Source organism: Roseovarius sp. AK1035, from assembly GCF_003288315.1.
Classification (GTDB): domain Bacteria; phylum Pseudomonadota; class Alphaproteobacteria; order Rhodobacterales; family Rhodobacteraceae; genus Roseovarius; species Roseovarius mucosus_A.
The window spans coordinates 3,348,245-3,372,798 of record NZ_CP030099.1 but is presented as its reverse complement, the minus strand read 5'-3'; the positions used below and the strand labels follow the sequence as shown (position 1 = coordinate 3,372,798).

Sequence of the window (24,554 nt, the reverse complement as noted above, 5' to 3'; positions counted from 1 at the left end):
GTGTTCACTCATTAGAGTAAATATCCGTCATCGGATCTGCGCCAAGCACCGTCATGAGGCGTAGGACCTCGGCCTTCCATCCGTCTTTTACCCGTCTTGCCAACTGCGACATCGGGCGCAATCTGGGGACAAAAATGGCGCAATCATATCGAAGGTCTTGCGCGAGCGGACGAAATACCAACGCATCCCCGTTCAGCCTTGATTGCTGTTCGCTGGCCACGGTCATCGGATCGACGATGGCGCAGCATTGCCCTTGGGACACAAATTGCAAAAGCGGGATGAAAAATTGGCTTTCGATGATTTGATTGTACCGTGCGCCATGCCCCTGAAATGCCATGTGAATACGTTTTTGAAGCCAATGCGCGCTGTGCAAGCCGCCCATCGGTTGATCATGCAAATCTTCCCAAGATAGCGCTGCTTTTTGAGCCAAGGGATGCGCCTGAGGCAAGGCGCAGAAGCAGCGTGCAGAAAAGGTTTCTGCCGTCAAAAGACCTTTGCGCTTTTCAAGCTGAAAATCCAGATCCGCAAAGCCGAAATCAATGCTTTGGGTGGCCACCAACTCGAGGATCTGTTGCGAACTTCGCATCGTCAATGTCAGCTTGATATCCCTGAAATCGCCGAGAACCCGACTGATATATCCGGGGAAAAGATAACTGGATGGTCCGGGCATCGCGGCAACCTTCAGATTGCCGCTCGCGGCATCCCCGAGGCTTTTCATGGTGCGAGACACTGTAGACAGTCGGTCAAGCACTTCATCCGCCTCTGCCAACAGGTAATAGGCCTCTGGCACCGGGATAAGGCGGCGCCCCTCACGTTCAAAAAGAGTGATACCGAGCGACGCTTCGAGTTCTCGCAAGGAAAGGCTGATCGCAGGCTGCGTGCGCCCCAAACGCCTCGCCGCCTGCGAGACGGAGCCGGTAGCCATGACTTCACGAAAAACAGAGAGTTGCTGGAGCTTCACTATATAAGTTTTTCCTTGTTTTTTAGAGTTATAACAAATTTGTCTTTATCAACGCTACCATTAAGCTCGCGACCACGACAAACCTTCGCATCGCGGAGGTAAAGCCAATAAAAACGGGGAGTTTAGAATGGCATTGATGAAGAAAATGGCAGTGGCAGCTTTGGCAACGGCCTTGATGGCCGGCACGGCAATGGCCCAAAGCCCAACTTTTTTTCGAATTGGAACCGGCGGTGCAGGCGGAACTTACTTCCCGATTGGCGGAACGATCGCCAACGGGATTTCCTCTCCTCCCGGATCTCGACCCTGCGAAGAGGGGGGACAGTGCGGCGTTCCCGGACTGATTGCGATTGCGCAATCTACAACCGCATCAGTTTTTAACAACGCGGCTGTGCAGAACGGCGAATTGGAAGCCGGCCTTGCTGCTGCCGACGTGACGCGTGAGATGTACCTTGGTGTTGGCACATTTGAGGGCAAAAAGCATGACAAGCTGCGACTTGTCGCCAACCTCTTTCCAGAAGACCTGCATCTTGTGATGCCCGCCGGGGCAACCTTGGACGGATTGGGTGATCTGGCAGGCAAAAGGGTTGGCATTGCGCAGGCGGGGTCTGGCACCCAAGTGGCTGTTCTGAAAATGCTCGAAGAATGGGGTGTGAACCGCGACAACATGGAAGAGGCCGAGTTGAACAATTCGCAATCTGCTGAACGTCTGGCGGATGGGCAATTGGACGCCTTCTTTTATGCGGCGGGTTGGCCTGTGGCGGCGATGGTTCAGCTTGCATCGACCAAGGGCATGACGCTGTATTCCTTCAGCGACGAAGAAATGCAGAAAATCAACGATGTGGTGCCTGCCTACATTCCCTCAAAGATTCCCGGTGGCGTATATGAGGGTATTGATAACGATACGATGACCCCTGCGGTTTCGGCATATCTTGTTGTCTCCTCGGATCTTTCGGACGATCTTGTTTACGGGATCACCAAGGCGCTCTGGAATGACAATACCCGCAACTTGCTCGACAATGGGCATGCGAAAGGCAAGCTGATCCGGCCGGAAACGGCGTTGAACGGGGTGGATAGCCTTGGGGTGCCGCTGCATCCCGGAGCAGAGCGCTTTTATCGCGAAGCAGGGCTGCTCAAATAAGCCGTCTTCATTCTAGGAAACATTCCAAGCGATGCCCCCAGCGGGCATCGCAACCTCTTTTCATGAATGACAAGGCAGGCCCGTGACCAACAGCAGCAATGACCTGAGCGCCGAAGAACTGGCCAAGCTGACCCCAGAGCAGTTGGCCGAGATAGAACGGAAGTATGACGAAGGCGCTGCGACGCGCGCAGTAGGCCCGAACGTTGGCATGGTCTTGCGCGCGGTGGCACTGGTCTTTGCGCTTTATCACTTTGTGACTGCGGGGTTTGGTCTTCCGGCCGATCATTGGCACATGGGCTGGCATCTTTCGGGATTATTCATTCTCACCTACGCGCTCTTTCCAATTTTTAAGAGTGACAGCGCCTTTGCAATGAAGGTCAGTCGCCTTCGGCTGGGGAATATTCCCCTTTATGATCTGGTCTTCATGGCATTGGGCGTGGCGTCATCGCTGTATGTGGGCCTGGCGTGGCGCGGCATTCCGGCGCTTGGCATCGAGGAACAAACCTTCCGAATGGGTAATCCCAACGGGTATGACGTATTTTTTGGTGTCATTATAATCCTGTTGGTTTTGGATATTGCACGGCGGACCCTAGGTTGGGTTTTGCCGCTCATCATCTGCGTATTCATTTCCTACGCGCTTTTCGGGACCTATTTTCCCGGTTTGTTGCAGCATCCCGGCGTGAACTTCAAAACTTTCGTCTCGTCGATGTATTTCCCACAAGAGGGTATTTTCGGTGTCACCCTTTGGGTCGTATCAACGATTGTATTTCACTTTGTCCTGTTTGGCGTCATCGCGCAGCGCACCGGTTTGGGGCAATTATTCATAGACAACGCAACCATTCTTGCCGGGCGCTATGTCGGTGGTCCGGCAAAGGTGTCGGTTGTATCCTCGGCATTTTTCGGGACAATTTCCGGCTCTTCCGTTGCGAACACAGTGTCTACGGGGGCCCTTACCATTCCGAATATGAAACGGCTGGGCTACCCCGGACATTTTGCAGGTGGCGTTGAGGCCGCTGCCTCGGCGGGTGGTCAGATTACGCCGCCGATCATGGGGGCCGCAGCCTTCATCATGGCAGAGTTTCTACAGCTACCCTACACCACAATCGTGATTGCAGCGATTGTCCCGGCGGTATTGCATTACGTCGGTGTGTTCGCTGTGGTGCACCTAATGGCCTTGAAACTTGGCTTGAAGGGCATGGCAAAGGACAGCCTGCCCCAATTCGCGGCCGTATGGCGAGAAGGCTGGGCGAATATCATTCCCTTGATCGGCCTGCTGGTTGTGCTTTTCTCTGGCTACACGCCTTACATGTCTGCGTTTTGCGGCATCTCTCTGGCAGTGATCGCGGGCATGGCGCGGTTACGTGAACCGACCACTTTGATCTATCCTGCGGCCTTCATTGCCTTTGTTTTGTGGAAATGGATGGGCCAAGGATTTGAGGGGCAAATGGCCCTGCTGCTTGTGATCGGTGCGGTTGTTGCCACCTTGAACCCGCAAGCGCGTATTCGGCTGCCTCAAATGGCAGAGTCGCTAGAAGTGGGTGTAAAATATGCCCTGGCTGTCGGGGCGGCCTCGGCGGCTGTGGGCATTGTCGTCGGTGTCATCAATACCACGGGTATTGGGTTTCGCATGGGCTTTATGGTGACCCAAGGCGCGGGTTCGATGGCCATGAGCTTGAATGATATGTTCACCTTTGGCGGTTGGGAAATGATCTCAACCCCAGATCTGCAATTGTTCCTGTCACTGGTGTTCATCGCGATTTCTTGCATCTTGATGGGGGCAGGCGTTCCGACGACAGCGCTTTACATCATGCTTGCGTCGGTGGCTCAGCCTGCTCTGGCACAGCTTGGCGTGCCTCCGATCGCCAGCCATATGTTTGTGCTCTACTATGGTGTCGTATCGGAAATTACGCCCCCCGTTTGTACTTCGGCCTATGCGGCGGCGGCCATCGCCAACTCCAATCCTTTCCGGACAGGTGTGTCAGCCTTTACCTTGGGCTTGGGCAAAGTCGTCGCGCCAATGGCCTTTGTGTACGCGCCTGTCCTGCTTATCGTTTCCTCAACGGGATTTGATTTATGGGAGTTCACCTATACCGCCACGAGCTGCATTTTGGGGGTTCTGGCGCTTTCAATGGCGGTTGTTGGATACTGGAAGGCCCCGATGGGTGCCTTCATGAGAGTATTGCTGGCAGTGTCGGGCATAGTGTTCATTGCGCCCTCGCTGCAGGCCGATTTGATTGCCGCGTTGATTGCTGCTCCGGCCATTTTGAGCCAGCTTTTCAAACGGCGTTCAACACCTGCGGCGGTCTGAGGTATGGACGGTCATGTAACCATCATCGGTGCCGGTATTGTCGGGATTTGCACGGCGATTTCCCTTTGTGAGCGTGGTTTCTCGGTACGCCTGATTGACAGAGGCATACCCGGACAAGAAACCTCTTTCGGGAATGCCGGTGTTATCTCTCCGTGGTCCATTATCCCGCAATCCATGCCAGGGATATGGAAGACCTTGCCTGGATTGCTATTGGACCGAGATAGCCCACTTTCGGTGCGTCCCCGCTTTTGGCCGCGTATGATCCCTTGGGGGCTGCGCTTCTTACGACACGCAACAGAGGAAAAGGCACGTGCCGCGTCCGATTGTATGGAGTATCTGTGCGGTCCATCCGTGGACCTGTATCGCCGTCTTCTTGCCGGAACTGGCCATGAGGATTTGCTTGCTGAGAGCTATTACATCCACGCTTTCCGCACTGCGGACAAAGCCAGTCTGAAGAACCTTGATTACCGCATCCGTGTGGAAAAGGGCGGGGATCTGGCTCTGATAGGTCCAAGGGAGTTGCAGACGCTGGAGCCCGGACTTTCGTCTGACTTCAGGGCCGCGGTGGTGATCAAAGGTCAGGCGCGTGCCCGCGCACCCGGTCAGCTTGGTCAGGTCCTGACCGCGAAGGCGCGGGGGCTTGGGATCGAGGTGGTTCAGGCTGAAGTGATCCGTCTGTCGCATCAAAATGGCAGTTGGACGATTTTCGCCAAAGGCCAAAATTTCACAGCGCCGCGCGTTGTTCTGGCTGCGGGGGTTTGGTCAGCAGACTTGCTGCGGGCCCTTGGGATCACCCTGCCTCTGGTGGCCGAGCGCGGGTATCATGTGGAGTTTGCGGCCCCCGGTGTCACTCTCAATCACTCGGTGATGGATGTCGATGGCAAGGCCGTCGCCAGTTCCATGCTTGGCGGATTGCGTTTGGCTGGTACCGCAGAGTTTGCGGCCATTGACGCGCCACCTGATCCCCGGAAACAAGCTATTCTGACACGTCAAGCCAAGGCGATGTGCCCTGATCTAAGCACTGCGCAAGGGTCCTTCTGGATGGGCCGCAGACCTTCATTTCCCGACAGCTTGCCCGCATTGGGCGCGGTGCCGGGGCAGGGTGGTCTCTTTGCGGCTTTCGGCCACAGCCATTATGGGCTGATGATGGCCCCCAAAACCGGCGAAGTTTTGGCGGATATCATATCAGGATGCCCCGCAAATGCCCCGCTTGATGCCCTCAAAATGGATCGGTTTCTCTAGGTCCGTAGTGTTCAGCTCAGCGAAAAGCCACCTGACGCCTTCTGCGAGTTGCGAGAGTAACATGGGGATAGTTTAAATCACTCTATGGTCGAAGGATTTGTGAGCAAAGACCTTGATACGGATGGTTGCATTCGCGATATTCGACGCAATCGCGGTCTAGGCTGAACGCTTAGTTTGTGCAGCCTTGAAGAAGCTTTGGGAGTAGCGGCATCAAAGTCCTGTTTCTTGTGTCAAGCGCCTATGGGCACATGGATTTTGGCGGTCTGGGGTTCTTGCGCCTTAGCCAGAAGTTTGAGGCCGCAGGGCACAGCAGCGTGTGGATCACATATGGGGATCAAGTCGCGCGGTTACGCGGACATGGCTGCGACGTGGAGCAAGCGGGCGATCTCAACCGGCTGCGCCTGATGCCCATGCCGCATATCGACGACATAGCGAAAAACCCAGCAGGACATGACGGTAGGGTCGCAAGTTTGCGGCGCGTTGTGGAGCGCATTGCGCAGCATCGGCCTGACATGGTCTTTATCGACCGCCTGCTTGTAGGAGCTGGACTTGCTGTCGCTCAGCTTGATCTGCCTTATGCGGCGATGGGAACGCCGGGTGGGTATTGGCGTTTCTTCCCAGACCCGGCCCAAGGGCACCTCAACATTCACCCTTGGCCGGAGCCGGTGCAGGAGTATCATGATCTTGGTGAGCGATGGAAGGACGAGCTTGGCTGGCAGAAGGGCGGGCTGGACAGTGGATGGCTCCGATCACCGTATCTGAACGTGCAGTTTCTGCCGACGCGGTTCTACGCGCACGTGAACGATCCAGCGAGCATCAGCATCCACAACCATACCTCGCCCGCGCTCGCACCCAATGTCCGCCGTATCGGGGTGTCCTTCGGAAATCAGGGTTGCACAGAACATCTGTTACGCCTCACAGAGGCGCTGATCGCAAACATACCCGAAGGCAACGGTGTAAGCCTTTTTTTAGGCAATCATCCTGACCTGCACGCGCATTTCCATTCGGTCAGTTGTGGCAGGGATGTCGAATTGCACCAGTGGATTGAATTCAATACGGTGATGCCGGGTCTATCGTCGTTTCTGTTTTTGGGTGGTGTCGGCACGATCTGGCACTGCTTGCAAAACGGCGTACCGATGATCGTAGCCCCCGGATTTATCGGGGATCAGCTGGAAAACGCCCGACGAATTGCGGCACTTGGGCTTGGCGCACATATGACCGAAGACCAGCCATGCCAGGACATCGCGGCCATTGTTCAACGTGTAACCATGGATTCAGATATTCGAAACCGTCTGGCAGAGGCACGCGAGCCAGCCTCTTTCTCGCATACGATGGACAGCTTTTTCGAACTCATATGCGATTTGACCAGATGATCCTGTTCTGCAACCTGTGTTGCGGGGTAACCATTTTAGTGTCAACGAGCAGAGAGACGACATCGACCGGCTTGACGAATTAAACTACATACCAAATCGGACCAACGTGAGCGATGGTTCTTCGGCACAGCAGGGCGGCTTTAGATGGCAAATACCTACGCGGCAAAGACTGTTTGCATCCTTGGGATGCATCGGAGCGGAACGAGCTGTCTGGCTGGATGTCTGGAGGAACGCGGTCTGTTTCTTGGTGATGTGATCAATTTTGCCAAGTTCAATCGACGGGGCAACAAGGAAAACCCCGAGATCATGCAAATCAACAATGACCTTCTGAAGCTGAATGGCGGCACTTGGGACAATCCACCCGAAGAGATGCGATGGAGCGATGAGCTTCGGGCGCGTCGGGATGCACATATTGCATCCCTTGCCAGCCGTCCGATTTGGGGATTCAAGGATCCACGCACCGTTTTCACATTGCCATTCTGGCAGGAGGCGGTGCCGGATATGCACTATGTCGCCACCTTTCGTGACCCCTTTGCCGTGGTTCGCTCACTTCAGCGCCGTGGCCCTAACCTACTCCCCGTTATCGCCCCCATTGATTTGTGGATGAAATATAACCTTCGACTGCTGCAGCATATCACGGCCCATGACATCCCGCTGGTCAGTTTTGACTGGCCTGCCGATGTTTATAACAAGGCGGTGGATTATATTGCCGATACCTTCGGTGTCTCGACGGAAGGCCTGACAGAGGCGCCTTTTTACGAACAGAGCCTGCGCACAAGCGATGAGGACGAAGGGATGACGCAGTCAATGGAGCCTGAAGTTCGCATGGTCTACGAGGCGCTATTAGAAAGGGCTATGCCCGTCACTGACTTTGTGTAAGCGGCTGTCGCATGTCCACCCAAACGGCCAAGATGACCCCTTCAAGGTTTATCAGTTTGCAGGCAACCCGTCGGTCATATAAACCGCTAAGACGAGATAACGCCCAGGGATATATCAGGTCCATATATCGGGAGGGCCGCACCACGATGCTTTCTAGCTCATTCAATTTTATCTTTATTCACGTGCCAAAGACGGGCGGCAATTCAATTCAAAAGGCTCTCTTACCCTACAGTGATGATCGCATCGCCCTGATTGGACCTCACCACGACGGGATAAATCGATTTGAGATACGTTCCCCTGAATTCCAAATTCACAAGCACGCGACGTTGGAGGATTATCGACGCCAATTGGACCAGGAGCGCTATGCGCGGCTGATCAAAGTTACCTGCGTGCGAAATCCGTGGGACCGCTGCGTCTCGTATTATTTTTCGCCGCACCGCGGCACGGTGGTGTGGTCAGAGCAAGATTTCGCGCATTTTATCAGCAATACGGTCCATCCTCATGCGCACTATCTTACCCTTGATGGTCTGAAGAGCGATCCGTTTGACAACGTCGATGTCATCTTGAAATACGAAACTCTGGAGATGGATTTCAAGGCACTTTGCGGACGGCTTGGGCTTGGTGACGTCGCTCTTCCGCGCCTCAATGCTTCTGTGCGCGACACCTATAGATCCTATTTCGTCCGAGACGATGTTATCGAACTCGTGGCCGAAAAATTCGCGCCCGAGATTGATCGTTTCGATTACTCCTTTTGATCCCTTACGCGGTTCCTGCCCATGCAACCAAATATCGTTATCATCAATCCAGATCAAATGCGGTGGGACTACGCCTCGTGTCAGGGCCATCCGTTCATTGCTACCCGGCACTTGGACCGGCTGGCAGCGATGGGAACGCGGTTCAGCCACGCCTTTGCGGCAAGCCCTATGTGCGGGCCGAGCCGGACGAGTTTTCTAACTGGGAAATATCCCATCGAACACGGCATTCGGCAATATGGTGGCACCTACGATCAGGCGCAGCCCAATGCCCTGCGCGTGCTGGGTGATGCGGGCTATGTGCGAGGGATTTGGGGCAAGGACCACACCTTCAAAGGAAATGTGATTGGTAGCCTGTATGATGAAGGAGAGGACATCTGCATAGGGATCATGGGTGGCCACCCAGACTATATAAATGCATGGGACAGCACGAGCCTTGATGTCGGGTCAAAGTGGAACCTGACCAAGCGTCTCACAGATGAGGGGCTCGCGTTTATCCATCGCCAAGCTCGGACAAGCCAGCCATTCTTTTTGACCCTCAATTATCAGGACCCGCATCCATTTTTTGCCTGCCCTGAACCCTACTCGTCCTTGTTTCACCCAGATCAGTTTGAGCTTTCACCGAATTATCGCAAGGCGCCAGTGGACGGAGAAATCACCCGGCTGACAAACTGGCGCATTCACAGCAATGAAATCAACATGCCGGTCGCAGAGCTCAAACAGGCGATGGCGATCTACGCCGGGCAGATCCGGTATGTTGACGATCAGGTTGGGCGTATTCTGAACGAGCTTGAGGCTCTAGACCTGCTTGAAAACACGATCGTCCTCTTCTGGAGCGACCACGGTGAATTCATTGGTGATTTTGGTGTGACCCACAAGATTCCAGCGTTTTACGAGTGCTTGATCCGGGCGCCGATGGTGATTTGGGATCCGACCGGGCGCGTGCCGCGCGGCGTGTGTTCTGGCTTGGTCGAGCTGATGGACGGCATGGCGACAGTTCTCGATCTATGCGGTCTCAAGCAGCCAGAAGGCTCGCATGCCCGGTCGATGGCGGGCACGGTGGTGGGACGACGTGACGTTTACGCCGATTCAGGCATGCTTGTGCGACAGCCGCTAGAGCCGATATCCGGCCATGTCATCAAAGGGGCAATGCCACCGACGGCGTTTGGACCTGGATCAATGCTGCGCACGGAGGACTGGAAGCTATGCCTTTACGGTGAAGACAAAGGCGAATTGTTCGATCTGCGGCGGGATCGTTACGAGACGACGAACCTGTTTGGTGCGCCACGACATGCTCAAATCCAGGACGAGCTTATGCTGCGCCTCACACAGCGCATGATGTGTTTGGGACAGATGCCCGAAGCGCTTCCAACCCTAAAAGTTTGATTGCAAAACAAAATCGGATTTTGGCGATTTATCGAGTTTACGCTGAAGCCGCGTAAGTCATACCATTCTCTGCCATGTTCCATTGCTCACTCAAGCTACGCAACGCCTTCGCTCACGATATCCATACAACCTTCGACACACCAAGCGTCAAGGACAGATGCGCTACGTTGCGGATGAAGGCAGATGACTGCGACAGTGGAGAACTAGGCGAGTTTCGTGTGAATGCCGCTGGCCAATTTGAGACCGCCGCAGTGGCTCTCATCATGAATTTGCTGAACCGGCCGCACTACGTTGCGAAGCAGCGCAGGACACCTCAAGAATGGCGCTGCTAGGCTGAAATAAGCGACAAAAAAGCGACTAACCCAAGGAAAAGGGGTTAGCAGTTTCCCGCTAACCCCTTGAAATCTTTGGCTCCGGCGGTAGGGATCGAACCTACGACCAATTGATTAACAGTCAACTGCTCTACCGCTGAGCTACGCCGGAACACGTGGGCCGTATAGCAACCGGATTCGGGGAGGTCCAGAGGCTTTGTGACAAAAATTTAGGACGAGGTGCAGGTGGTTTGGAGGCGTGCGAATTTTGCGTCTGCCTGTAGTCCGCCGACTGGCGCGACTTGGGATTTCTGCATCAGGTCGATGAGATGCGCGAGCACGTTGCGGCGGGCCGCGGTGAGGAGGCTTTGTGGGGTGTCGGCATAGACGCGGCTGGTAATCTCGGTGGCGGTCAGCGGTGCCCGCGTGAGGGAATCGAGGATTGCCGCCTCGCGCGCCTTGCGATGCGCGACGAGCCAGTCGACGCGGGCCTTGGGATGTTCGATCACTGCCCCGTGGCCGGGTAGAAAGCGCCGCGCCTTCAGCGCGCCAAGACGTGCGCAAGACCGCAGAAAATCTGTCAGATCGCCGTCTGGTGGCGAGACCAGAGAGCTGGCCCAGCCCATCACCAGATCGCCGGACAGCACGCTGTCTGCGATCTCAAAGCTCATGTGATTGCCGAAATGCCCCGGTGTCCAATGCGCGGTGATCTGCCAGTTGTCCCCCATGATCCGTTCCCCGTCGCAGAGCACCAGATCGGGGGCAAACTCCGTATCCACGCCCTCACCACCGCCCATAAGCCCGCTTTCGGCGAGGCTCTGCATCACGGCGCTGCGCCCGGCGGTGGCATCGCCATAGGCCAGCACCGGTGCGCCGGTTTCAGCCGAGAGGCGCGCGGCAAGAGGGGAATGATCCAGATGCGCATGCGTGACAAGAATATGGCTCACGCTCTGGCCCGGACCCAAGGCCGCAAGGATCGCTGCGAGATGGGCAGGGGTGTCGGGGCCCGGGTCAATCACCGCAAGGCGGCGCGTGCCCACAAGATAGGTGTTGGTCCCCCAAAACGTCATGGGCGAGGGGTTGGGCGCAAGAATGCGACGGATCGCCTGTCCGACATCCTCGGCCATGCCTACAGGGGGGCTTTTTCCTTGGTCGGCTTGCATGGCTCTTCCTTATGGCTGCGCGCGCGGCTAGGTTTAGCCATGTCGTTGCGTTGGCTCAAACCCTATCTTCCGCGAAGTCTCTATGCACGGGCCGTGTTGATCCTGCTTTTGCCGGTGATCACGCTGCTCTTGGTGGTGTCGCTCGTGTTTGCCCAGAGGCTGTTTGACGATGTCACGCAGCAGATGGTCAAGACGGTGGCGCGCGAGGTGCGCTTGGTGCTTGATGAGCCCGAAGGCAGCCCGGTGTCAGAAATGCTGGAAATCGAGCGGCGGCGGGTGCCCGCATCCGAGATGCCAGAGGCCGATGACTATGATTGGTTCGACCTTTCAGGAAGCGTGGTTATTCGCGAATTGCGTGGCTATTTTGAGGATCTCGAGCGTGTTTCACTGACCGATAATCAGTTTGTTATGCTTTATTTTCATAGGGATGGTGGGGTGGTCGAGCTTGTGTTTGACCGGCGCCGGGTGTCCGCGCGGCGGCCCTATCAAGTGCTGCTCAATCTGGCGTTCTATGGCATCCTCATGACCGTTGTCTCGTATGTCTACATGCGCAAACAGCTCAAGCCGATTACCCGGCTGGCTGAGGCGGCAGAGGCCTTTGGGCGCGGGCGGCATGTGCCCTATCGGGCCTCTGGTGCCCTAGAGGTGCGGGCTGCGGGCAATGCCTTTCTCGACATGCGGGCGCGGCTTGAACGGCAGATCGAGCAGCGCACGCTGATGCTCTCGGGCGTGAGCCATGACCTGAGAACGCCGCTGACCCGGCTGAGATTGAGCCTTGCGATGCTGGAGGATGAAGAGGCGGCCCCCATGCTGCGCGACGTGCGCGATATGGAGCGATTGCTGGAAGGGTTTCTGGCCTTTGCGCGCGGGGCGCATGAGGGCGAGCCGGAACCGGTTGATCCGATTGCGCTTGTGACACAGATTGTCGAAGATGCCCAACGTGCACAGAATGACGTGACTTTGGTGGAGGCACGGGGCGTGGGCACGGTGGCTTTGCGGGCGGAGAATATTCGCCGGGCGGTCGAGAACCTGATCAACAACGCGGTGCGCTATGGCTCGCGGGCTGAGGTTTCGGTGGTCATGACCGAAAAATCATTGAGAATCAGGGTTGAGGATGACGGGCCTGGGATTCCGCCTGACAGCAGGGACGATGCAATCAAGCCATTCACCCGGCTGGAACCTGCGCGAAACCAGAATCGCGGCATGGGGGTCGGCTTGGGCTTGTCCATCGTGCTAGATGTGGCGCGGGCACATGGTGGCACGCTGCGATTGGGAGAGAGCGCGCGGCTAGGTGGCCTGTGCGCGGATATTGTCATTGCGCGATGATCTCATCTCAGCGCGCAATGATTTTTGATAAAATGCTTCTAAAGTAACAAGTTACCCGGTGCGCCTCTCATCAAAGCTGAGTGCGATGAAGCTGGGCAGATGATCCCCAAGACCCATGACACGCGGCCCGCCACCGTGATCCTGACGCCCGCGGCCCTCTCGGTGGCGCGGGGCGTTATCGTCATTGCGGTCGCGATTGCGGTCCTGCCGGGGTTCCGGCGTCCGCTCAGGGCGGCGTTCCTGTGGGCGTTCCTGCGGTGGGGTCGCCTCAACTGCCTGTTCGGAAACTGTTTCCGGGGCCTTGTGGCTGGCGGCGGGACGCTCTTCGGGCTTTCCGCGGCTCACGTTGCGTGCGCGGCGCGGTTTGGCGGGGCGCTCCTCGCTGCCCTGCGGCGGTTCGGTTTCTGTGGTCGGAGGGGTGAAGGTCACGGGGCTTTCAACCCGGGGAATTTCCTTTTGAATCAAGGCTTCAACCCCGGCGAGGTTCTTTTCGTCGCGCGGGTTGCAGATCATCAGCGCCTTGCCGCTGCGCCCGGCCCGGCCGGTGCGCCCAATGCGGTGAACGTAATCTTCTGCATGGCTGGGCACGTCAAAGTTAAACACATGGCTGACCGCTGGCACGTCAAGGCCACGGGCGGCCACGTCGGAGGCGATCAGAAAGCGCAGCGTGCCTGCGCGAAAGCCGTCGAGTGTGCGCGTGCGCTGGCTTTGGTCCAAGTCACCGTGAATGGGCGCCGCATCATATCCGTATTTTATCAGAGACTTAGCGACCACATCTACATCAATCTTGCGATTGCAAAAGATGATGGCATTGCTACAGGCAGCACCTTCGCGGTCGATCAGTGCGCGCAGCAACTTGCGTTTTTCGCTATCGGCATTCTCACGGCGGGACGGTTTGAACATCACCACGCCTTGCTCGATCGTCTCGGAGGCGGTGGCCTGACGGGCAACCTCGACCCGAGCGGGGTTCGACAGGAAGGTATTGGTGATGCGCTCAATCTCGGGTGCCATGGTGGCAGAGAAGAAAAGCGTCTGACGGGTGAAGGGGGTAAGGCTGAAAATTCGTTCAATATCAGGGATAAAGCCCATGTCGAGCATGCGGTCAGCCTCGTCCACGACCATGATCTGAACACCGGTCAGCAAGAGCTTGCCGCGTTCGAAATGGTCGAGAAGACGACCTGGCGTTGCGATGAGAACATCAACGCCCTTGTCGATCAGCTTGTCCTGTTCCTTGAAGCTGACGCCGCCGATGAGCAGCGCCTTTGTAAGCTTTAAGTGTTTGGAATATGTATCAAAATTCTCGGCCACTTGGGCTGCGAGTTCGCGCGTGGGGCACAGGACCAAGCTGCGTGGCATGCGGGCGCGGGCGCGTCCACGTGACAAAAGCGAGAGCATGGGCAAGGTGAAGCTGGCGGTTTTGCCGGTGCCGGTTTGGGCGATGCCGAGAACGTCGCGGCCGACGAGCGCGTGAGGGATGGCTTCGGCCTGAATGGGTGTGGGCGTTTCGTAACCGGCCTCTTCGATGGCCTTTAACACCTTGGGATTCAGGTTCAGATCGGAAAATTTTGTCATGTGTATCCGTGGTTTACGGACGCAATCATGGCCCGTACGACTGATGCGGGTTCGGGCCCCTCATGGGCCTGTGGTTCTCCACATGGATGCCCCGCTGCGCCGCACTTACCTGAGAACGTCACCAGCGTCAATGCACCGCATAATCCGCGCAACAATCCAAGGGGTACGGAGAGGGATTATGCATTTATTGGAAACACTTAGCTATGATCCGGAAAGTGGCGGGCGCGCTTTGCGTCAAGGTCGAGATTGATGTGATGAAGGTGGCCGAAAGACGCAAGGCGTTTTTGCAACTCTGGGGTGGCGGTGCAGACCTCGGAGAAGAAGCGGCGCAGGGCGGGTTCCCCTCCGTCTTCCTCAAGCATGTGAAAAAATTCATGCATATTAAAGGCATAGCCGTCGGAGTGGGGGGCTGGCTTTAATTCTGCACGGTAGGAACCCAGGCTGAGGCGGTAGCGGTAGGCGGCGAGCCAGTGATCCCAGGTGGCGGCATGATGGTGACAGAGGCGAAGTTCATGTAACTCCTCAGCTTTGTTGTCCATCTCTTTGTTTATAAATGCATTATGTATGCGCAGGCTGATATCTGGTTGCCCGGTCCGCACAAAGACCTTGCCTGCAACGTGGCTGAGGAAACCGCCGTTGAGATAGGGACCGTAGGTGGGATAAATGGCGTTGGTCTGGGCGCGGCGGTCTGCCTGTGAGAGGGCGCAGGATTTGTAAGCTCTGTAAGGTTCGGCCTCGATTTTGTAAGGTCCGGGGTCCAATGCCTCGATGGGGCGAACACGGGCGCTTAGGCGGTCCGGGGCGACGCGCGCGAGACGGTCGGCGATGGGGGTTTCGGACCAGAGAAACTCATCCACGTCGATATGTGCCAGCCAATCGACCTGTGGACGTTTGTTGAGGCAGTGGGTGGCATTGAGGCTTTGGCGCGGCTGGTGTTTGTCGGGGCGTCCCTTGCGTGACCGGCGGTTCCAATAGTCGTCGTCACAAAGGATGACACGGCATTTTGGATGGGCGCGCAGGGCGGCTTCGGCCTGCGGGTCGGGGGCGTCGAGATAGATATGAACCCGGTGAGCGCCCAGATCGAGATGATGGGCGGCAAACGTGAGGATGTCGCGGGTGGGGGCCTTGATCGTGGCGACCACGCCCCAGTTGGGTGCTGCGTTCATGGGCGCAGAATGCGGTCAGGCCGCAGTGCGCGCAAGAGCTGTCAGTCGAACTTGCGCGAGGGGGCCAGAACCGTGGCTTCGCCGATCAACACCTTTTTGCCATTCACCAGACAACGGCAGTCGAGTTGCACGCGGCGCTTGCCGTGGTCGATGCCGATCACCTCGACCTCTGCATGGACCATGTCGCCGGGACGCACGGGGGCGAGGAATTTCAGGGTCTGCCCCATGTAGACGGTGCCATGCCCCGGCAATTGCTCGCCAATCACCGCAGAGATGAGGCCGGCGGTGAGCATGCCATGGGCGATGCGCCCCTCAAAGATGGTGTCTTGCGCATAATCGTCATCGAGATGCACCGGATTGCGGTCGGTCGAGACCTCAGCGAAGAGTTCGATATCGCGGTCGGTTACGACTTTGCGCAGATGGCGGGTCATGCCCATCTCGATGTCTTCGATACAGATCGTGCCGCGTGGCATATTGTCCAACATTCGCCCCTCCAGTAGGTTTGGTGCGCAATTATTGGGCTGTATTTTGGCCCATGTTGGAATTTTATTACTTTGCGGATGCAGAAAAATCAAGCGCTTTCTCTTAGCGCAAAAATCCGATCGTATAGGTGGGTGCGGAGTTTTCCTTGGAAAGATAAGTGGTTAGCGCGGCCTCATCGGGCTGGTGCGACGTTTTAGTCTCAGTCGCGGCCAAGCCGCCGGAAATAAAGAGGGAATCGATATCCTCGCCCATGGCCCCGTCGATATCGGTATGCACCCCGTCGCCGATGGCCAGAATGCGGCCGTTTTCGACATCGCGGCCAAGCGCCAAGAGCCTGCGGCGGGCAAGGTCGTAGATGGGGGGATGCGGTTTGCCGAAATAGAGGCTTGTCCCCCCCATGTCAGTATAGAGGCGGGCAAGAGCGCCTGCGCACCATTCCCGCACCTCGCCGCGATCGACCACGATATCGGGATTGGCGCAGAGGAGTTTGAGCCCCTTTTGCTTGGCATAAAGAAACTGCGGGCGCAGGTCGGCGGGATCGGCCAAAGGATCAAAGGGGCCGATGCAGACGATGCCTTCGGCCTCTTCCAGAGGCACACGGGCGATGGGCACGGGGTTTTCGATCAGGTGGAGTGGGTCAAAGAAGCGGTCATCGAACGGCTGGCCGATGAACCAGACCTTTTCGCCCACCACGCCCTGAAACATGGCGGCGCGCGCGCTGTCGCCGGAGGTGGCGATGCTATCCCAAGCGTCGCGGGGCACGCCAAAGCCGTCGAGTTGTTTTTCCACGCCGCCCCGCGCGCGGGGCGAGTTTGTGACAAGCACCACGGTGCCGCCGCCCGCGCGGTAGGCCTGAAGTGCTGCGACCGCATTGGGCAGGGCGCGCACGCCGTCATGCACACAGCCCCAGAGATCGACAAAGAGCGCGTCATATTTGTCGGAAATATCGCTGAGGGCGGTGATGATGCGGGTCATGGGCGGCTCCTGTTCCGGGGTGGGCGCAGATATGGCAGGGGGGCCGCTGTTTGGCCAGCGGTGGAATTGAGTATTTTGACCAAGAAGACGCAGGGGGTGTTCAGTGCCCGTGCGGGCGTACGATGTGGTAATCGCCACTGAGATAGGTCAGCGGTTTTTGCCCAGCATTGGTGAGGGCTGTGACGGTGCCGATGCAGATGGCGTGGCTGCCATGGGTGATCCGGTCTGTGAGCAGGCAGGAAAAGGCGGTTGCACGCGGCAGCACCGGGCCTTCGGGGCGGGGGGTGACCGTGAGCCCGTCAAAGCGCGCGGCGGGGTTTTCCGGCGAAGAACCGGCAAAGGCGCGCGCCACCTCGACGGCATCCTCGGGCAGGACATTGACGCAGAAGGCGCCATTTTCTATCACCGCGCGCGCGATGCGGCTGTCGGTGCGCAGGCAGATGAGCACCGAGGGCGGATCAGCGGAGAGCGAGGAAAAGGCGCTGACCGTGGCCCCGGCGCGGCCTGAGACCCCGTCGGTGGTGACAACCGTCACAGTGGCCGCGACCTGCCGCATGGCGGCCAAGAAGGCGTCGCGGTCTACGCTGAGGGTGTCTGAGGTCACGGGTGGTGCTCCTGTATCGGGGGCGGACCCATTGGGTAGCCCTGAAATGTGGCGGGGTAAAGGAAATCCCGTGCCGGGACCGTAGGTAGTGTGGTTCTGTGGGCTTTCAAACCGTTTGGGTCTCAGACCTGAAAAAACCATGCGGGCCGGGCCTGCGGTGTCAGGGGCCGGTTGATCCGCCCTTGGTTTTGAGAGAGCTGCGCGGGGGCGCTTGGGCAGTGGCAAAGCCCAAAGGTCAGGCGCGGCCAGCATCCGATGAGAGCATCAGGGGTGAGATGCCAAGGCGGGTTAGCGCGGCCTCCCATTTGGCGGGATTTGGGGTGTCGAACACCAGTTCCATATCAGCGTCACAGGTGAGCCAGCCGTTTTCCGCAAGTTCTGATTCGAGTTGACCCGGCCCCCAACCGGCATAGCCAAGTGCCAGCAGGGCGCGATCCGGGCCGGTGCCACGGGCCAGATCCTCGAGAATGTCGAGCGTGGCGGTCATTGCGAAATCCTCATTCACCTCAAGCGATGTGAGAGTGGATTGATACCCCCGATCATGCAGAACAAATCCGCGCCCGTGTTCGACCGGGCCGCCGAAATGCACTGGCAGATTGCGGGTTTGGCCGGTTGGTGCAATCGAGAGTTGTTCAAGCAAGTCGCGCAGGCGAAGATCGCTGGTTGGTTTGTTGATGATCAGCCCCATGGCCCCATCGGGCGAATGGGCGCAGAGCAGCACGACCGAATGCGCAAAGCGCGGATCGCCCATGCCGGGCATGGCGATGAGCAATTTGCCTGTCAGATCCATATCTTGACTGGTTCGGGTCACGGGCTGTCCCTGTGCTTGTTACTCATGAAAATGGGGCGAGCGGGCCGGGGGTGCAAGCCATCTCTTCATCCTTTGGCAAGAATTCTCGCCGGATTGTGAGTTGGCAATCGGCGCGGAATGGCCCATGTCAGCGGCATGATACAGGTTTGGCGCATCGTTTTTCTGACGGTTCTTTCGGTTCTGGTGCCCCATTCGGGGGCGCGGGCGCAGGAGGATATGGTCGCGGTCAGCATCGTGAACGGCTGGCAAACGGCCGATGGCAGCCATGTGGCTGCGCTGAAATTCGACCTGGCCGAGGGATGGAAAACCTATTGGCGCGCGCCCGGTGAGGCGGGGATTCCGCCGCGGTTCGATTGGCGCGGGTCGCGCAATCTGGCGCGGGTCGAGATTGAATGGCCGACACCCAAACAGACCGTGACCAATGGAATGCGAACCATCGGGTATGAGCATGTGTTGGTGTTGCCGCTGCGTTTGACGCCGGAACGTGCCGGACAGCCGATCACCTTGAGTGTGGATATGGAGATCGGCGTGTGCAGTGATATCTGCGTGCCGGTGTCTTTGACGGTGGCGCAGGGCTTGGATAGCGATGCGCGGCGGCCTGATCCGCAGATTGCCGCTGCCTTGGCCGCGCGGCCCTATACGCAGGCAGAGGCCGGTGTGGGGCGGGTGGTCTGCAAGGTGTCGCCCATAGAGGGCGGTGGCGTGCATCTGGTGGCAGAGGTCGATGTGGCGGCGATGGGCGCGCAGGAGATGATGGTGGTCGAGACTGCCAATCCTGCGCTTTGGGTCGCACAATCCAAGAGCGTGCGACAGGGCAACCGTTTGCGCGCTGAAGCCGAGATTTTCCATGCGGAGGGGCGCGGCTTCATGCTTGACCGCAGCGGGCTGCGGCTCACGATCCTGAGCAGCGGCGATGCGGTTGATATTCGCGGCTGTCCGGCGGGCTAAGGGTGGTTTGAGGGGCTATTGACCGGGCCAAAGGTGCTGGACGGCACAGGCCCGCTTTTGGTTTTTTCCCTAGACAGACCGGGCGCGCAGCGGGCGGCCATCAGGCAATGAGATATTGGCGACCTGTTCGGAAATCGGATCGTTGACGAGAGGATGCGCCTGCGCGCGGAATTCCTCGGGATCACGCATTTTCTGCCAGCGGTTGCCGACATAGACTTCGAGACCCGAGAAGGCGGCCTTGTACCCCATTTTGGGGCTGCCGGGCACCCAATAGCCCAAGTAGACATAGGGAAGCCCGTTTTCGCGCGCGATGGCGACGTGATCAAGGATCACATAGGTGCCCAGCGATTCGCTGCTGCGCTCGGGGTCGTAGAAGGAATAGACCATGCTCACGCCATCATCGAGAATATCGGTGAGGCAGACGGCGGTCAGCGCGCCGGTTTCGGCCTCGGTGTATTCCACAACGCGGGTGCGGATCGGGGTCTCCTCGACCATGGCGGCAAATTCGAACGTATCCATATCGGCCATGCCGCCGGTGGCGTGGCGGCTTTCGAGATAGCGGCGGAAAAGGCTGTATTGTTCTTCGGTGGCCCAAGGCGAGGTGGCGCGGCGCTTGAGGGCCGCGTTGCGGCGCAGAGTGCGGCGCTGACCTTTGGAGGCTGTGAACTCTGCCACGTTGATCCGCGCCGAGAGGCACGCGGCACAATCGGCGCAGGAGGGGCGATAGAGCACGTTTTGCGAGCGGCGAAAGCCCTGTTTCGACAGACCGTCATTCAAACGCTGCGCGCCTTCGCCCTGAAGAGCGGTAAAAAGCTTACGCTCCATCCGGCCCGGAAGATAGGGGCAGGGCTGTGGCGCCGTCACGTAGAACTGGGGCGCGATGGGAAGAGTATGCCGCATGGTTGATCCGTTATCTGTCTAAGCGGCACGATAACAACGATAAAGCGCCCCGCCAAGAGGCTTGTCATGGGGGCGTTACATGGCCGCGCGGCGGTTGATCGCGACGCATCCCATCACCCTGTCGGTGAGGCCCTGCGCCCGCTCGCCCGTGAGCATGAGCACGATGGAAATGACCTGTAGGATCGGGATGCTCAAAGAAACCGTGAAGCCAAGCGTGTGCAAGACAGCCTGCGACAGGTCAAAGCGCGCGCCCTTGGCATCGCGGAATTCGATGGCTGTGAGGCGCATGCCCCATGTGGCCGAGCCGCGCGCGAGGGTTACGACCCGGTAGGCAAAGCCCACCACTGCCGCGAGCAGGGGAAAGAAGAAAATCCCGGTAAAGGCGGTGAACGGCACGATCAAGAGGCTGATCCCGATGATCACGACCGTATCGACGAGAAAGGCCAAAAGCCGCTTGAGCGGCACATCGGCGTAAAACTCTGGCTGGGTGTCGGGATTGGGCAGGTGCCAGCTTGTATCGGTCATGGGGTCAATCAGTATCCTTGTTGCGCCCTCAAGGTTGGGGGTGCGCAGGGGCATTGCAAGGGTTCAGGCGGTGAAATCCTCGACCGTGGCGCCGGAAATCTGCAAAAGCTGTGCGGGGTCAATGCCGAAGAGATGCCGGGGCGTGCCGGCGGCGGCCCAGACCATTGGGAAGGTCAAAAGATGCGGGTCAAAGAAGGCGCGCGGCGGGGTGAGATGGCCCAAAGGCGCCACGCCGCCAATGGCAAAGCCGGTCTGCGCGCGGATGAGGGCGGCATCGGCCTTGCCCAGAGGTTCGCCGGCAAGGGCAGAGGCGCGGTGATCGCAGACGCGGTTGGCACCGGAGGTGACAAAAAGGAGCGCCGCGCCGCTCGTCTCGCCCCGAAACATGATGGATTTGGCGATTTGCCCGATGGAGCAGCCGATCAGATCAGCCGCCATTTGCGCCGTTGTGGCATCGCCGATCTCTTGGGGGGTGATGTCGTGCCCTGCCAATTGCAGGGCCTCGGTCACGCGTCTGAGGCTCTTGCTCATGATCTTCTCCGGTTTTTTCACAGTATTTCAGGCGCGTGGGGCATTGACCAGCCTTGCGCGGGTTGTATCACTCGGGTCATGAATTTTCTTGATCGCCTCACCCGCTTGCCGCGCCCCTTTGATCCTGCCGAGGGGGAGGAGGCGCGTGACGCCTTGCCCAGTCTTGACCCCAAGCTATCGGATCTGGTGGCGGGGGCGGCAGGGTGCAGCCCGTTTCTGAAATCGCTGATCCTGCAAGAGGCCGCGTGGCTGGAGGGGGCGTTTGACGATCCTGAGGCGGCGCTGGTCGCGCTTTTTGCGGCGTTGAAGGAGGCCCCGGCGGAGCGTCTGGCCTCTGGCTTGCGCGAGGGCAAGCGGCGGGTGGCGCTGATCACCGGGCTTGCTGATCTAGGGGGCGTTTGGCCGCTGGAGGAGGTGACGGGACATCTGACGGACTATGCCGATCTGGCCTGCGATCTGGCGCTGAAGGCGGCGCTGGCGGCAGAGATCAAACGCAGCAAGCTGCCCAGTATGACCGAGGCGGATGTGGCCACGGGCGCGGGCATGGTGGTGCTGGCCATGGGCAAGATGGGGGCGCATGAGCTAAACTACAGCTCTGACATTGACCTTATCTGCCTTTTTGATGAGACGCGGCTGGCGCGCGAGGATTTTCACGAGGCGCGCGCCGCCTATGTGCGGGCCACGCGCAAGATGTCGGCGATGCTGAATGACCGCACCGCCGAGGGCTATGTGTTTCGCACCGATCTTCGGCTGCGCCCGGATTCGGGGGTTACCCCGGTCTGCATGGCGATGGCAGCGGCAGAGGCCTATTACGAAAGCCTTGGACGCACATGGGAGCGTGCGGCCTATATCAAGGCGCGGCCCTGTGCCGGGGATATCGCGGCGGGGGAGCGGTTTTTGCGCACGCTCAAGCCCTTTGTCTGGCGCAAGCATCTGGATTTTGCCGCGATCGAGGATGCGCATAACATGCGTCTGGCCATTCGCGAGCATAAGGGGCTGGGGGGTGCGCTGTGTCTTGAAGGGCACAACATGAAGCTGGGCCGGGGTGGGATACGCGAGATCGAGTTTTTCACCCAGACCCGTCAGTTGATCGCGGGTGGGCGGGATGCCGACCTGCGGGTGCGGGGCACGGTTGCGGGGCTGGCGCGGCTGGCCGAGAAAGGCTGGGTGCCGCAGGCGGCGGCCGAGACGCTGACCGGGCATTACCGGTTTCACCGCGAGGTAGAACATCGGGTGCAGATGCTGCGCGATGCGCAGACGCATTTGTTGCCCAATTCGGCAGAGGAGTTTGATCGGCTGGCCGCCTTTATGGGGCGTGACACGGCCGAGTTGCGCGCCGAGATCAAAGCGCGGCTGACCGAGGTGCATGATCTGATCGAAGGATTTTTCCGGCCCGAGGAAGCGCCGGAGACACCTGAGGCGGCGGAGGCGCTGAATGGCGATGTGATCGCGCGTTGGCCGAGTTACCCGGCGTTACGCTCGGATCGGGCGGTGCAGATTTTCAAGCGGCTGAAGCCGGATATTCTGGGGCGGCTGGCGCGCACGGCGCATCCCAATGAGGCGCTTGTGGCGTTTGATGGGTTTCTGGCGGGTTTGCCTGCCGGGGTGCAGGTGTTTTCGCTGTTCGAGGCCAATCCGCAGTTGATTGACCTGCTGGTGGATATTGTTGGCACGGCCCCTGCGCTGGCGGCGCATCTGTCGCGCAATGCGGGCGTGTTCGATGCGGTGATCGCGGGCGATTTCTTTGCCGATTGGCCGGGGCGGGCGGCGCTGGAGGCAGAGCTTGCGGCGCGGCTCGCGGCGGAGTCTGATTATGAGCGGGCGCTGGATGCGGCGCGACGTTGGCGCAAGGAATGGCATTTCCGGATCGGGGTGCATCATCTGCGGGGGTTGACCGGGGCCGACCATGCGGCGGCGCAATATGCCGATCTGGCGGGCGCGGCGATTGCGGGCGTCTGGCCAATGGTTCTGGCGCAATTTGCCGAAAAGCATGGGACGCCGCCGGGACGGGGTGCGGTGGTGCTGGGGATGGGATCGCTGGGGGCGGGGCGGCTGAATGCCGGGTCTGATCTTGACCTCATTGTGATCTATGATGCGGGCGAGGCCGAAAGCTCGGATGGGCGCAGGCCCTTGGCCGCGCGGCCCTATTATGCGCGTCTCACACAGGCGATGATCACGGCGTTGACCGCGCCGATGGCCGAGGGGCGGCTTTATGAGGTGGACATGCGGTTGCGCCCCTCAGGCAATCAGGGGCCGGTGGCGACAAGCTGGCCAAGTTTCCAGAGCTATCAGCAGGAGGAGGCCTGGACCTGGGAGCATCTGGCGCTGACGCGGGCGCGGGTGATCACGGGCGAGCCGGGTTTGGCACAGGACGTGGAGGCGTTCCGCGAGCGGTTGATCAGGGAAAAGGGTGCGCCCGAGGCGGTGCTGGAGGCGGTGGCCGAAATGCGCGCGCGGGTGGCGAGCGCCAAGGCGCCTGCCGGGCCATGGGATGCCAAGCTGGGGGCGGGGCGGCTCTTGGAGTTGGAGTTGATGGCGCAGGCGGGCAACCTTTTGGCGGGGCAGGCGGCGCGCGATGTTGTCTCTGGCTTTGCGGGGGGTGTCGCAATCGGGTGGCTGAGTGACGGGGATAGCGCAGCGCTGAACGCGGCTTATGCGCTTTGCTGGCGGGTGCAGATGGTGGCGCGGCTGATCAGCGACAAGCCGCTGGAGCCTGAGCGTATGGGCGAAGGTGGTGCCGCGTTTTTGTTGCGTGAGACCGGGCAGGAGGGGTTGGCGATGTTGCAAGAGCGGCTGGAAACACTGAGCCGAGAGGCGTCCGAGGTGATGGGTGCGGCGCTTGTGCGTCTGCCCAAGGGGCGCTGAGCCATGGCACGTGATCCCATGGACCCCAAGGGGCTGATCACCGAATCCTACCGCATCGAGGGCATTACCGAGCCGGAATGTCGGTCGGTGTTCCTTGACTGGGCGTTGTCGCTGCCAGTGGGGCAGGAGGTGCCGGGTGCCATTACTGAAATGGTCGCGCGATATGGTGGTGATAATCCTGATCATCCGATGACGCGGGTTTTGCGCGAGGGCATGGTTAGCGCTGCCCCGGCGCGCAGGCGGGGGGGATGGCGATCCCGACCCCGCGACACAGGGGACCAGTCATAACCCTGCGTGTTTCGCATGGGTTGAGTTCCCGCTTGGGTGGTGAATGA

The 24,554-nt window shown here is 59.0% G+C and carries 22 protein-coding genes and 1 tRNA gene; 11 read left to right on the top strand and 12 right to left on the bottom strand.

What is annotated here, in order from left to right:
* Positions 1–4 precede the first annotated feature (4 nt).
* Positions 5–961 carry a LysR family transcriptional regulator gene (locus RAK1035_RS16120; protein ID WP_037298811.1) on the bottom strand — a complete coding sequence of 319 codons (957 nt, stop codon included), beginning with the start codon at positions 959–961 and terminating at the stop codon, positions 5–7.
* A gap of 127 nt (positions 962–1,088) precedes the next feature.
* On the opposite strand from RAK1035_RS16120, the gene RAK1035_RS16115 reads away from it, so the two are divergent.
* The 7 genes from RAK1035_RS16115 to RAK1035_RS16085 all read left to right on the top strand — a co-directional run bounded on the left by RAK1035_RS16115 (position 1,089) and on the right by RAK1035_RS16085 (position 10,039).
* A complete protein-coding gene (locus RAK1035_RS16115) occupies positions 1,089–2,099 on the top strand; it encodes a TAXI family TRAP transporter solute-binding subunit (RefSeq protein ID WP_037298807.1) in 1,011 nt (336 codons plus the stop codon).
* 82 nt (positions 2,100–2,181) lie between these two features.
* A complete protein-coding gene (locus RAK1035_RS16110; RefSeq protein ID WP_008283006.1) occupies positions 2,182–4,407 on the top strand; it encodes a TRAP transporter permease in 2,226 nt (741 codons plus the stop codon).
* A 3-nt stretch (positions 4,408–4,410) separates the two neighbouring features.
* The gene (locus tag RAK1035_RS16105; RefSeq protein ID WP_037298805.1) at positions 4,411–5,649 is read left to right on the top strand and encodes an NAD(P)/FAD-dependent oxidoreductase; all 1,239 of its coding nucleotides are present in this window, start codon (positions 4,411–4,413) and stop codon (positions 5,647–5,649) included.
* Between the two features lie 248 nt (positions 5,650–5,897).
* A complete protein-coding gene (locus tag RAK1035_RS16100; RefSeq protein ID WP_008283004.1) occupies positions 5,898–7,022 on the top strand; it encodes a glycosyltransferase in 1,125 nt (374 codons plus the stop codon).
* Positions 7,023–7,166: 144 nt separating this feature from the next.
* Positions 7,167–7,901 (top strand): sulfotransferase family protein, encoded by a 735-nt coding sequence (locus RAK1035_RS16095; protein WP_008283003.1) that lies wholly within the window; start codon positions 7,167–7,169, stop codon positions 7,899–7,901.
* 11 nt (positions 7,902–7,912) lie between these two features.
* On the top strand, positions 7,913–8,656 hold the full coding sequence (locus RAK1035_RS16090; protein WP_083803356.1) for a sulfotransferase family 2 domain-containing protein: 744 nt from the start codon (positions 7,913–7,915) through the stop codon (positions 8,654–8,656).
* 21 nt (positions 8,657–8,677) lie between these two features.
* Complete coding sequence (locus RAK1035_RS16085) at positions 8,678–10,039, top strand: sulfatase family protein (RefSeq protein WP_008283001.1); 1,362 nt, start codon at positions 8,678–8,680, stop codon at positions 10,037–10,039.
* A gap of 408 nt (positions 10,040–10,447) precedes the next feature.
* Here RAK1035_RS16085 and RAK1035_RS16080 read toward each other — a convergent pair.
* A tRNA-Asn gene (locus RAK1035_RS16080) sits at positions 10,448–10,522 on the bottom strand.
* 58 nt (positions 10,523–10,580) lie between these two features.
* Positions 10,581–11,513 (bottom strand): MBL fold metallo-hydrolase, encoded by a 933-nt coding sequence (locus RAK1035_RS16075; RefSeq protein WP_037298801.1) that lies wholly within the window; start codon positions 11,511–11,513, stop codon positions 10,581–10,583.
* A 39-nt stretch (positions 11,514–11,552) separates the two neighbouring features.
* On the opposite strand from RAK1035_RS16075, the gene RAK1035_RS16070 reads away from it, so the two are divergent.
* Entirely contained in the window at positions 11,553–12,839 is a 1,287-nt protein-coding gene (locus RAK1035_RS16070; protein ID WP_008282998.1) for an ATP-binding protein, read from the top strand.
* Positions 12,840–12,890: 51 nt separating this feature from the next.
* Here the strand turns inward: RAK1035_RS16070 and RAK1035_RS16065 are convergent, their stop codons facing one another.
* From RAK1035_RS16065 to RAK1035_RS16040, 6 genes are all read right to left on the bottom strand, one after another.
* A complete protein-coding gene (locus tag RAK1035_RS16065) occupies positions 12,891–14,411 on the bottom strand; it encodes a DEAD/DEAH box helicase (protein WP_008282997.1) in 1,521 nt (506 codons plus the stop codon).
* 197 nt (positions 14,412–14,608) lie between these two features.
* The gene (locus tag RAK1035_RS16060; RefSeq protein WP_008282996.1) at positions 14,609–15,577 is read right to left on the bottom strand and encodes a glycosyltransferase family 2 protein; all 969 of its coding nucleotides are present in this window, start codon (positions 15,575–15,577) and stop codon (positions 14,609–14,611) included.
* A gap of 41 nt (positions 15,578–15,618) precedes the next feature.
* Positions 15,619–16,062 carry a MaoC family dehydratase gene (locus tag RAK1035_RS16055; RefSeq protein ID WP_008282995.1) on the bottom strand — a complete coding sequence of 148 codons (444 nt, stop codon included), beginning with the start codon at positions 16,060–16,062 and terminating at the stop codon, positions 15,619–15,621.
* Between the two features lie 100 nt (positions 16,063–16,162).
* Positions 16,163–17,035, bottom strand: a complete 873-nt coding sequence (locus RAK1035_RS16050; RefSeq protein WP_008282994.1) for a TIGR01459 family HAD-type hydrolase — start codon at positions 17,033–17,035, stop codon at positions 16,163–16,165.
* A 100-nt stretch (positions 17,036–17,135) separates the two neighbouring features.
* Positions 17,136–17,639, bottom strand: a complete 504-nt coding sequence (locus tag RAK1035_RS16045; protein ID WP_008282993.1) for a flavin reductase family protein — start codon at positions 17,637–17,639, stop codon at positions 17,136–17,138.
* 235 nt (positions 17,640–17,874) lie between these two features.
* A complete protein-coding gene (locus tag RAK1035_RS16040; protein ID WP_037298798.1) occupies positions 17,875–18,429 on the bottom strand; it encodes a YqgE/AlgH family protein in 555 nt (184 codons plus the stop codon).
* Between the two features lie 138 nt (positions 18,430–18,567).
* Here RAK1035_RS16040 and RAK1035_RS16035 point away from each other — a divergent pair, with 138 nt between their 5' ends.
* Complete coding sequence (locus RAK1035_RS16035; protein WP_008282991.1) at positions 18,568–19,398, top strand: protein-disulfide reductase DsbD domain-containing protein; 831 nt, start codon at positions 18,568–18,570, stop codon at positions 19,396–19,398.
* Between the two features lie 69 nt (positions 19,399–19,467).
* Here RAK1035_RS16035 and RAK1035_RS16030 read toward each other — a convergent pair whose 3' ends face one another.
* The 3 genes from RAK1035_RS16030 to RAK1035_RS16020 all read right to left on the bottom strand — a co-directional run bounded on the left by RAK1035_RS16030 (position 19,468) and on the right by RAK1035_RS16020 (position 21,354).
* Positions 19,468–20,298, bottom strand: coding sequence for an arginyltransferase (locus RAK1035_RS16030; RefSeq protein ID WP_008282990.1), 831 nt, complete (start codon positions 20,296–20,298; stop codon positions 19,468–19,470).
* A 75-nt stretch (positions 20,299–20,373) separates the two neighbouring features.
* On the bottom strand, positions 20,374–20,823 hold the full coding sequence (locus RAK1035_RS16025) for an RDD family protein (RefSeq protein ID WP_037298841.1): 450 nt from the start codon (positions 20,821–20,823) through the stop codon (positions 20,374–20,376).
* A 63-nt stretch (positions 20,824–20,886) separates the two neighbouring features.
* A complete protein-coding gene (locus RAK1035_RS16020) occupies positions 20,887–21,354 on the bottom strand; it encodes a YbaK/EbsC family protein (protein WP_037298793.1) in 468 nt (155 codons plus the stop codon).
* 78 nt (positions 21,355–21,432) lie between these two features.
* On the opposite strand from RAK1035_RS16020, the gene RAK1035_RS16015 reads away from it, so the two are divergent.
* Together RAK1035_RS16015 and RAK1035_RS16010 are read left to right on the top strand one after the other, a co-directional pair.
* Positions 21,433–24,219, top strand: a complete 2,787-nt coding sequence (locus RAK1035_RS16015) for a [glutamate--ammonia-ligase] adenylyltransferase (protein ID WP_008282987.1) — start codon at positions 21,433–21,435, stop codon at positions 24,217–24,219.
* 3 nt (positions 24,220–24,222) lie between these two features.
* A complete protein-coding gene (locus RAK1035_RS16010) occupies positions 24,223–24,507 on the top strand; it encodes a hypothetical protein (protein ID WP_008282986.1) in 285 nt (94 codons plus the stop codon).
* Positions 24,508–24,554 lie beyond the last annotated feature (47 nt).

What these genes read in the sequence shown, in the direction of transcription:
- RAK1035_RS16115 (WP_037298807.1), top strand. Translation starts at nt 1,089, where the DNA reads ATGGCATTGATGAAGAAAATGGCAGTGGCAGCTTTGGCAACGGCCTTG.
- RAK1035_RS16105 (WP_037298805.1), top strand. Translation starts at nt 4,411, where the DNA reads ATGGACGGTCATGTAACCATCATCGGTGCCGGTATTGTCGGGATTTGC.
- RAK1035_RS16100 (WP_008283004.1), top strand. Translation starts at nt 5,898, where the DNA reads ATGGATTTTGGCGGTCTGGGGTTCTTGCGCCTTAGCCAGAAGTTTGAG.
- RAK1035_RS16095 (WP_008283003.1), top strand. Translation starts at nt 7,167, where the DNA reads ATGGCAAATACCTACGCGGCAAAGACTGTTTGCATCCTTGGGATGCAT.
- RAK1035_RS16090 (WP_083803356.1), top strand. Translation starts at nt 7,913, where the DNA reads ATGTCCACCCAAACGGCCAAGATGACCCCTTCAAGGTTTATCAGTTTG.
- RAK1035_RS16085 (WP_008283001.1), top strand. Translation starts at nt 8,678, where the DNA reads ATGCAACCAAATATCGTTATCATCAATCCAGATCAAATGCGGTGGGAC.
- RAK1035_RS16075 (WP_037298801.1), bottom strand. Translation starts at nt 11,513, where the DNA reads ATGCAAGCCGACCAAGGAAAAAGCCCCCCTGTAGGCATGGCCGAGGAT.
- RAK1035_RS16070 (WP_008282998.1), top strand. Translation starts at nt 11,553, where the DNA reads ATGTCGTTGCGTTGGCTCAAACCCTATCTTCCGCGAAGTCTCTATGCA.
- RAK1035_RS16065 (WP_008282997.1), bottom strand. Translation starts at nt 14,411, where the DNA reads ATGACAAAATTTTCCGATCTGAACCTGAATCCCAAGGTGTTAAAGGCC.
- RAK1035_RS16060 (WP_008282996.1), bottom strand. Translation starts at nt 15,577, where the DNA reads ATGAACGCAGCACCCAACTGGGGCGTGGTCGCCACGATCAAGGCCCCC.
- RAK1035_RS16055 (WP_008282995.1), bottom strand. Translation starts at nt 16,062, where the DNA reads ATGTTGGACAATATGCCACGCGGCACGATCTGTATCGAAGACATCGAG.
- RAK1035_RS16050 (WP_008282994.1), bottom strand. Translation starts at nt 17,035, where the DNA reads ATGACCCGCATCATCACCGCCCTCAGCGATATTTCCGACAAATATGAC.
- RAK1035_RS16040 (WP_037298798.1), bottom strand. Translation starts at nt 18,429, where the DNA reads ATGGATCTGACAGGCAAATTGCTCATCGCCATGCCCGGCATGGGCGAT.
- RAK1035_RS16035 (WP_008282991.1), top strand. Translation starts at nt 18,568, where the DNA reads ATGGCCCATGTCAGCGGCATGATACAGGTTTGGCGCATCGTTTTTCTG.
- RAK1035_RS16030 (WP_008282990.1), bottom strand. Translation starts at nt 20,298, where the DNA reads ATGCGGCATACTCTTCCCATCGCGCCCCAGTTCTACGTGACGGCGCCA.
- RAK1035_RS16025 (WP_037298841.1), bottom strand. Translation starts at nt 20,823, where the DNA reads ATGACCGATACAAGCTGGCACCTGCCCAATCCCGACACCCAGCCAGAG.
- RAK1035_RS16020 (WP_037298793.1), bottom strand. Translation starts at nt 21,354, where the DNA reads ATGAGCAAGAGCCTCAGACGCGTGACCGAGGCCCTGCAATTGGCAGGG.
- RAK1035_RS16015 (WP_008282987.1), top strand. Translation starts at nt 21,433, where the DNA reads ATGAATTTTCTTGATCGCCTCACCCGCTTGCCGCGCCCCTTTGATCCT.
- RAK1035_RS16010 (WP_008282986.1), top strand. Translation starts at nt 24,223, where the DNA reads ATGGCACGTGATCCCATGGACCCCAAGGGGCTGATCACCGAATCCTAC.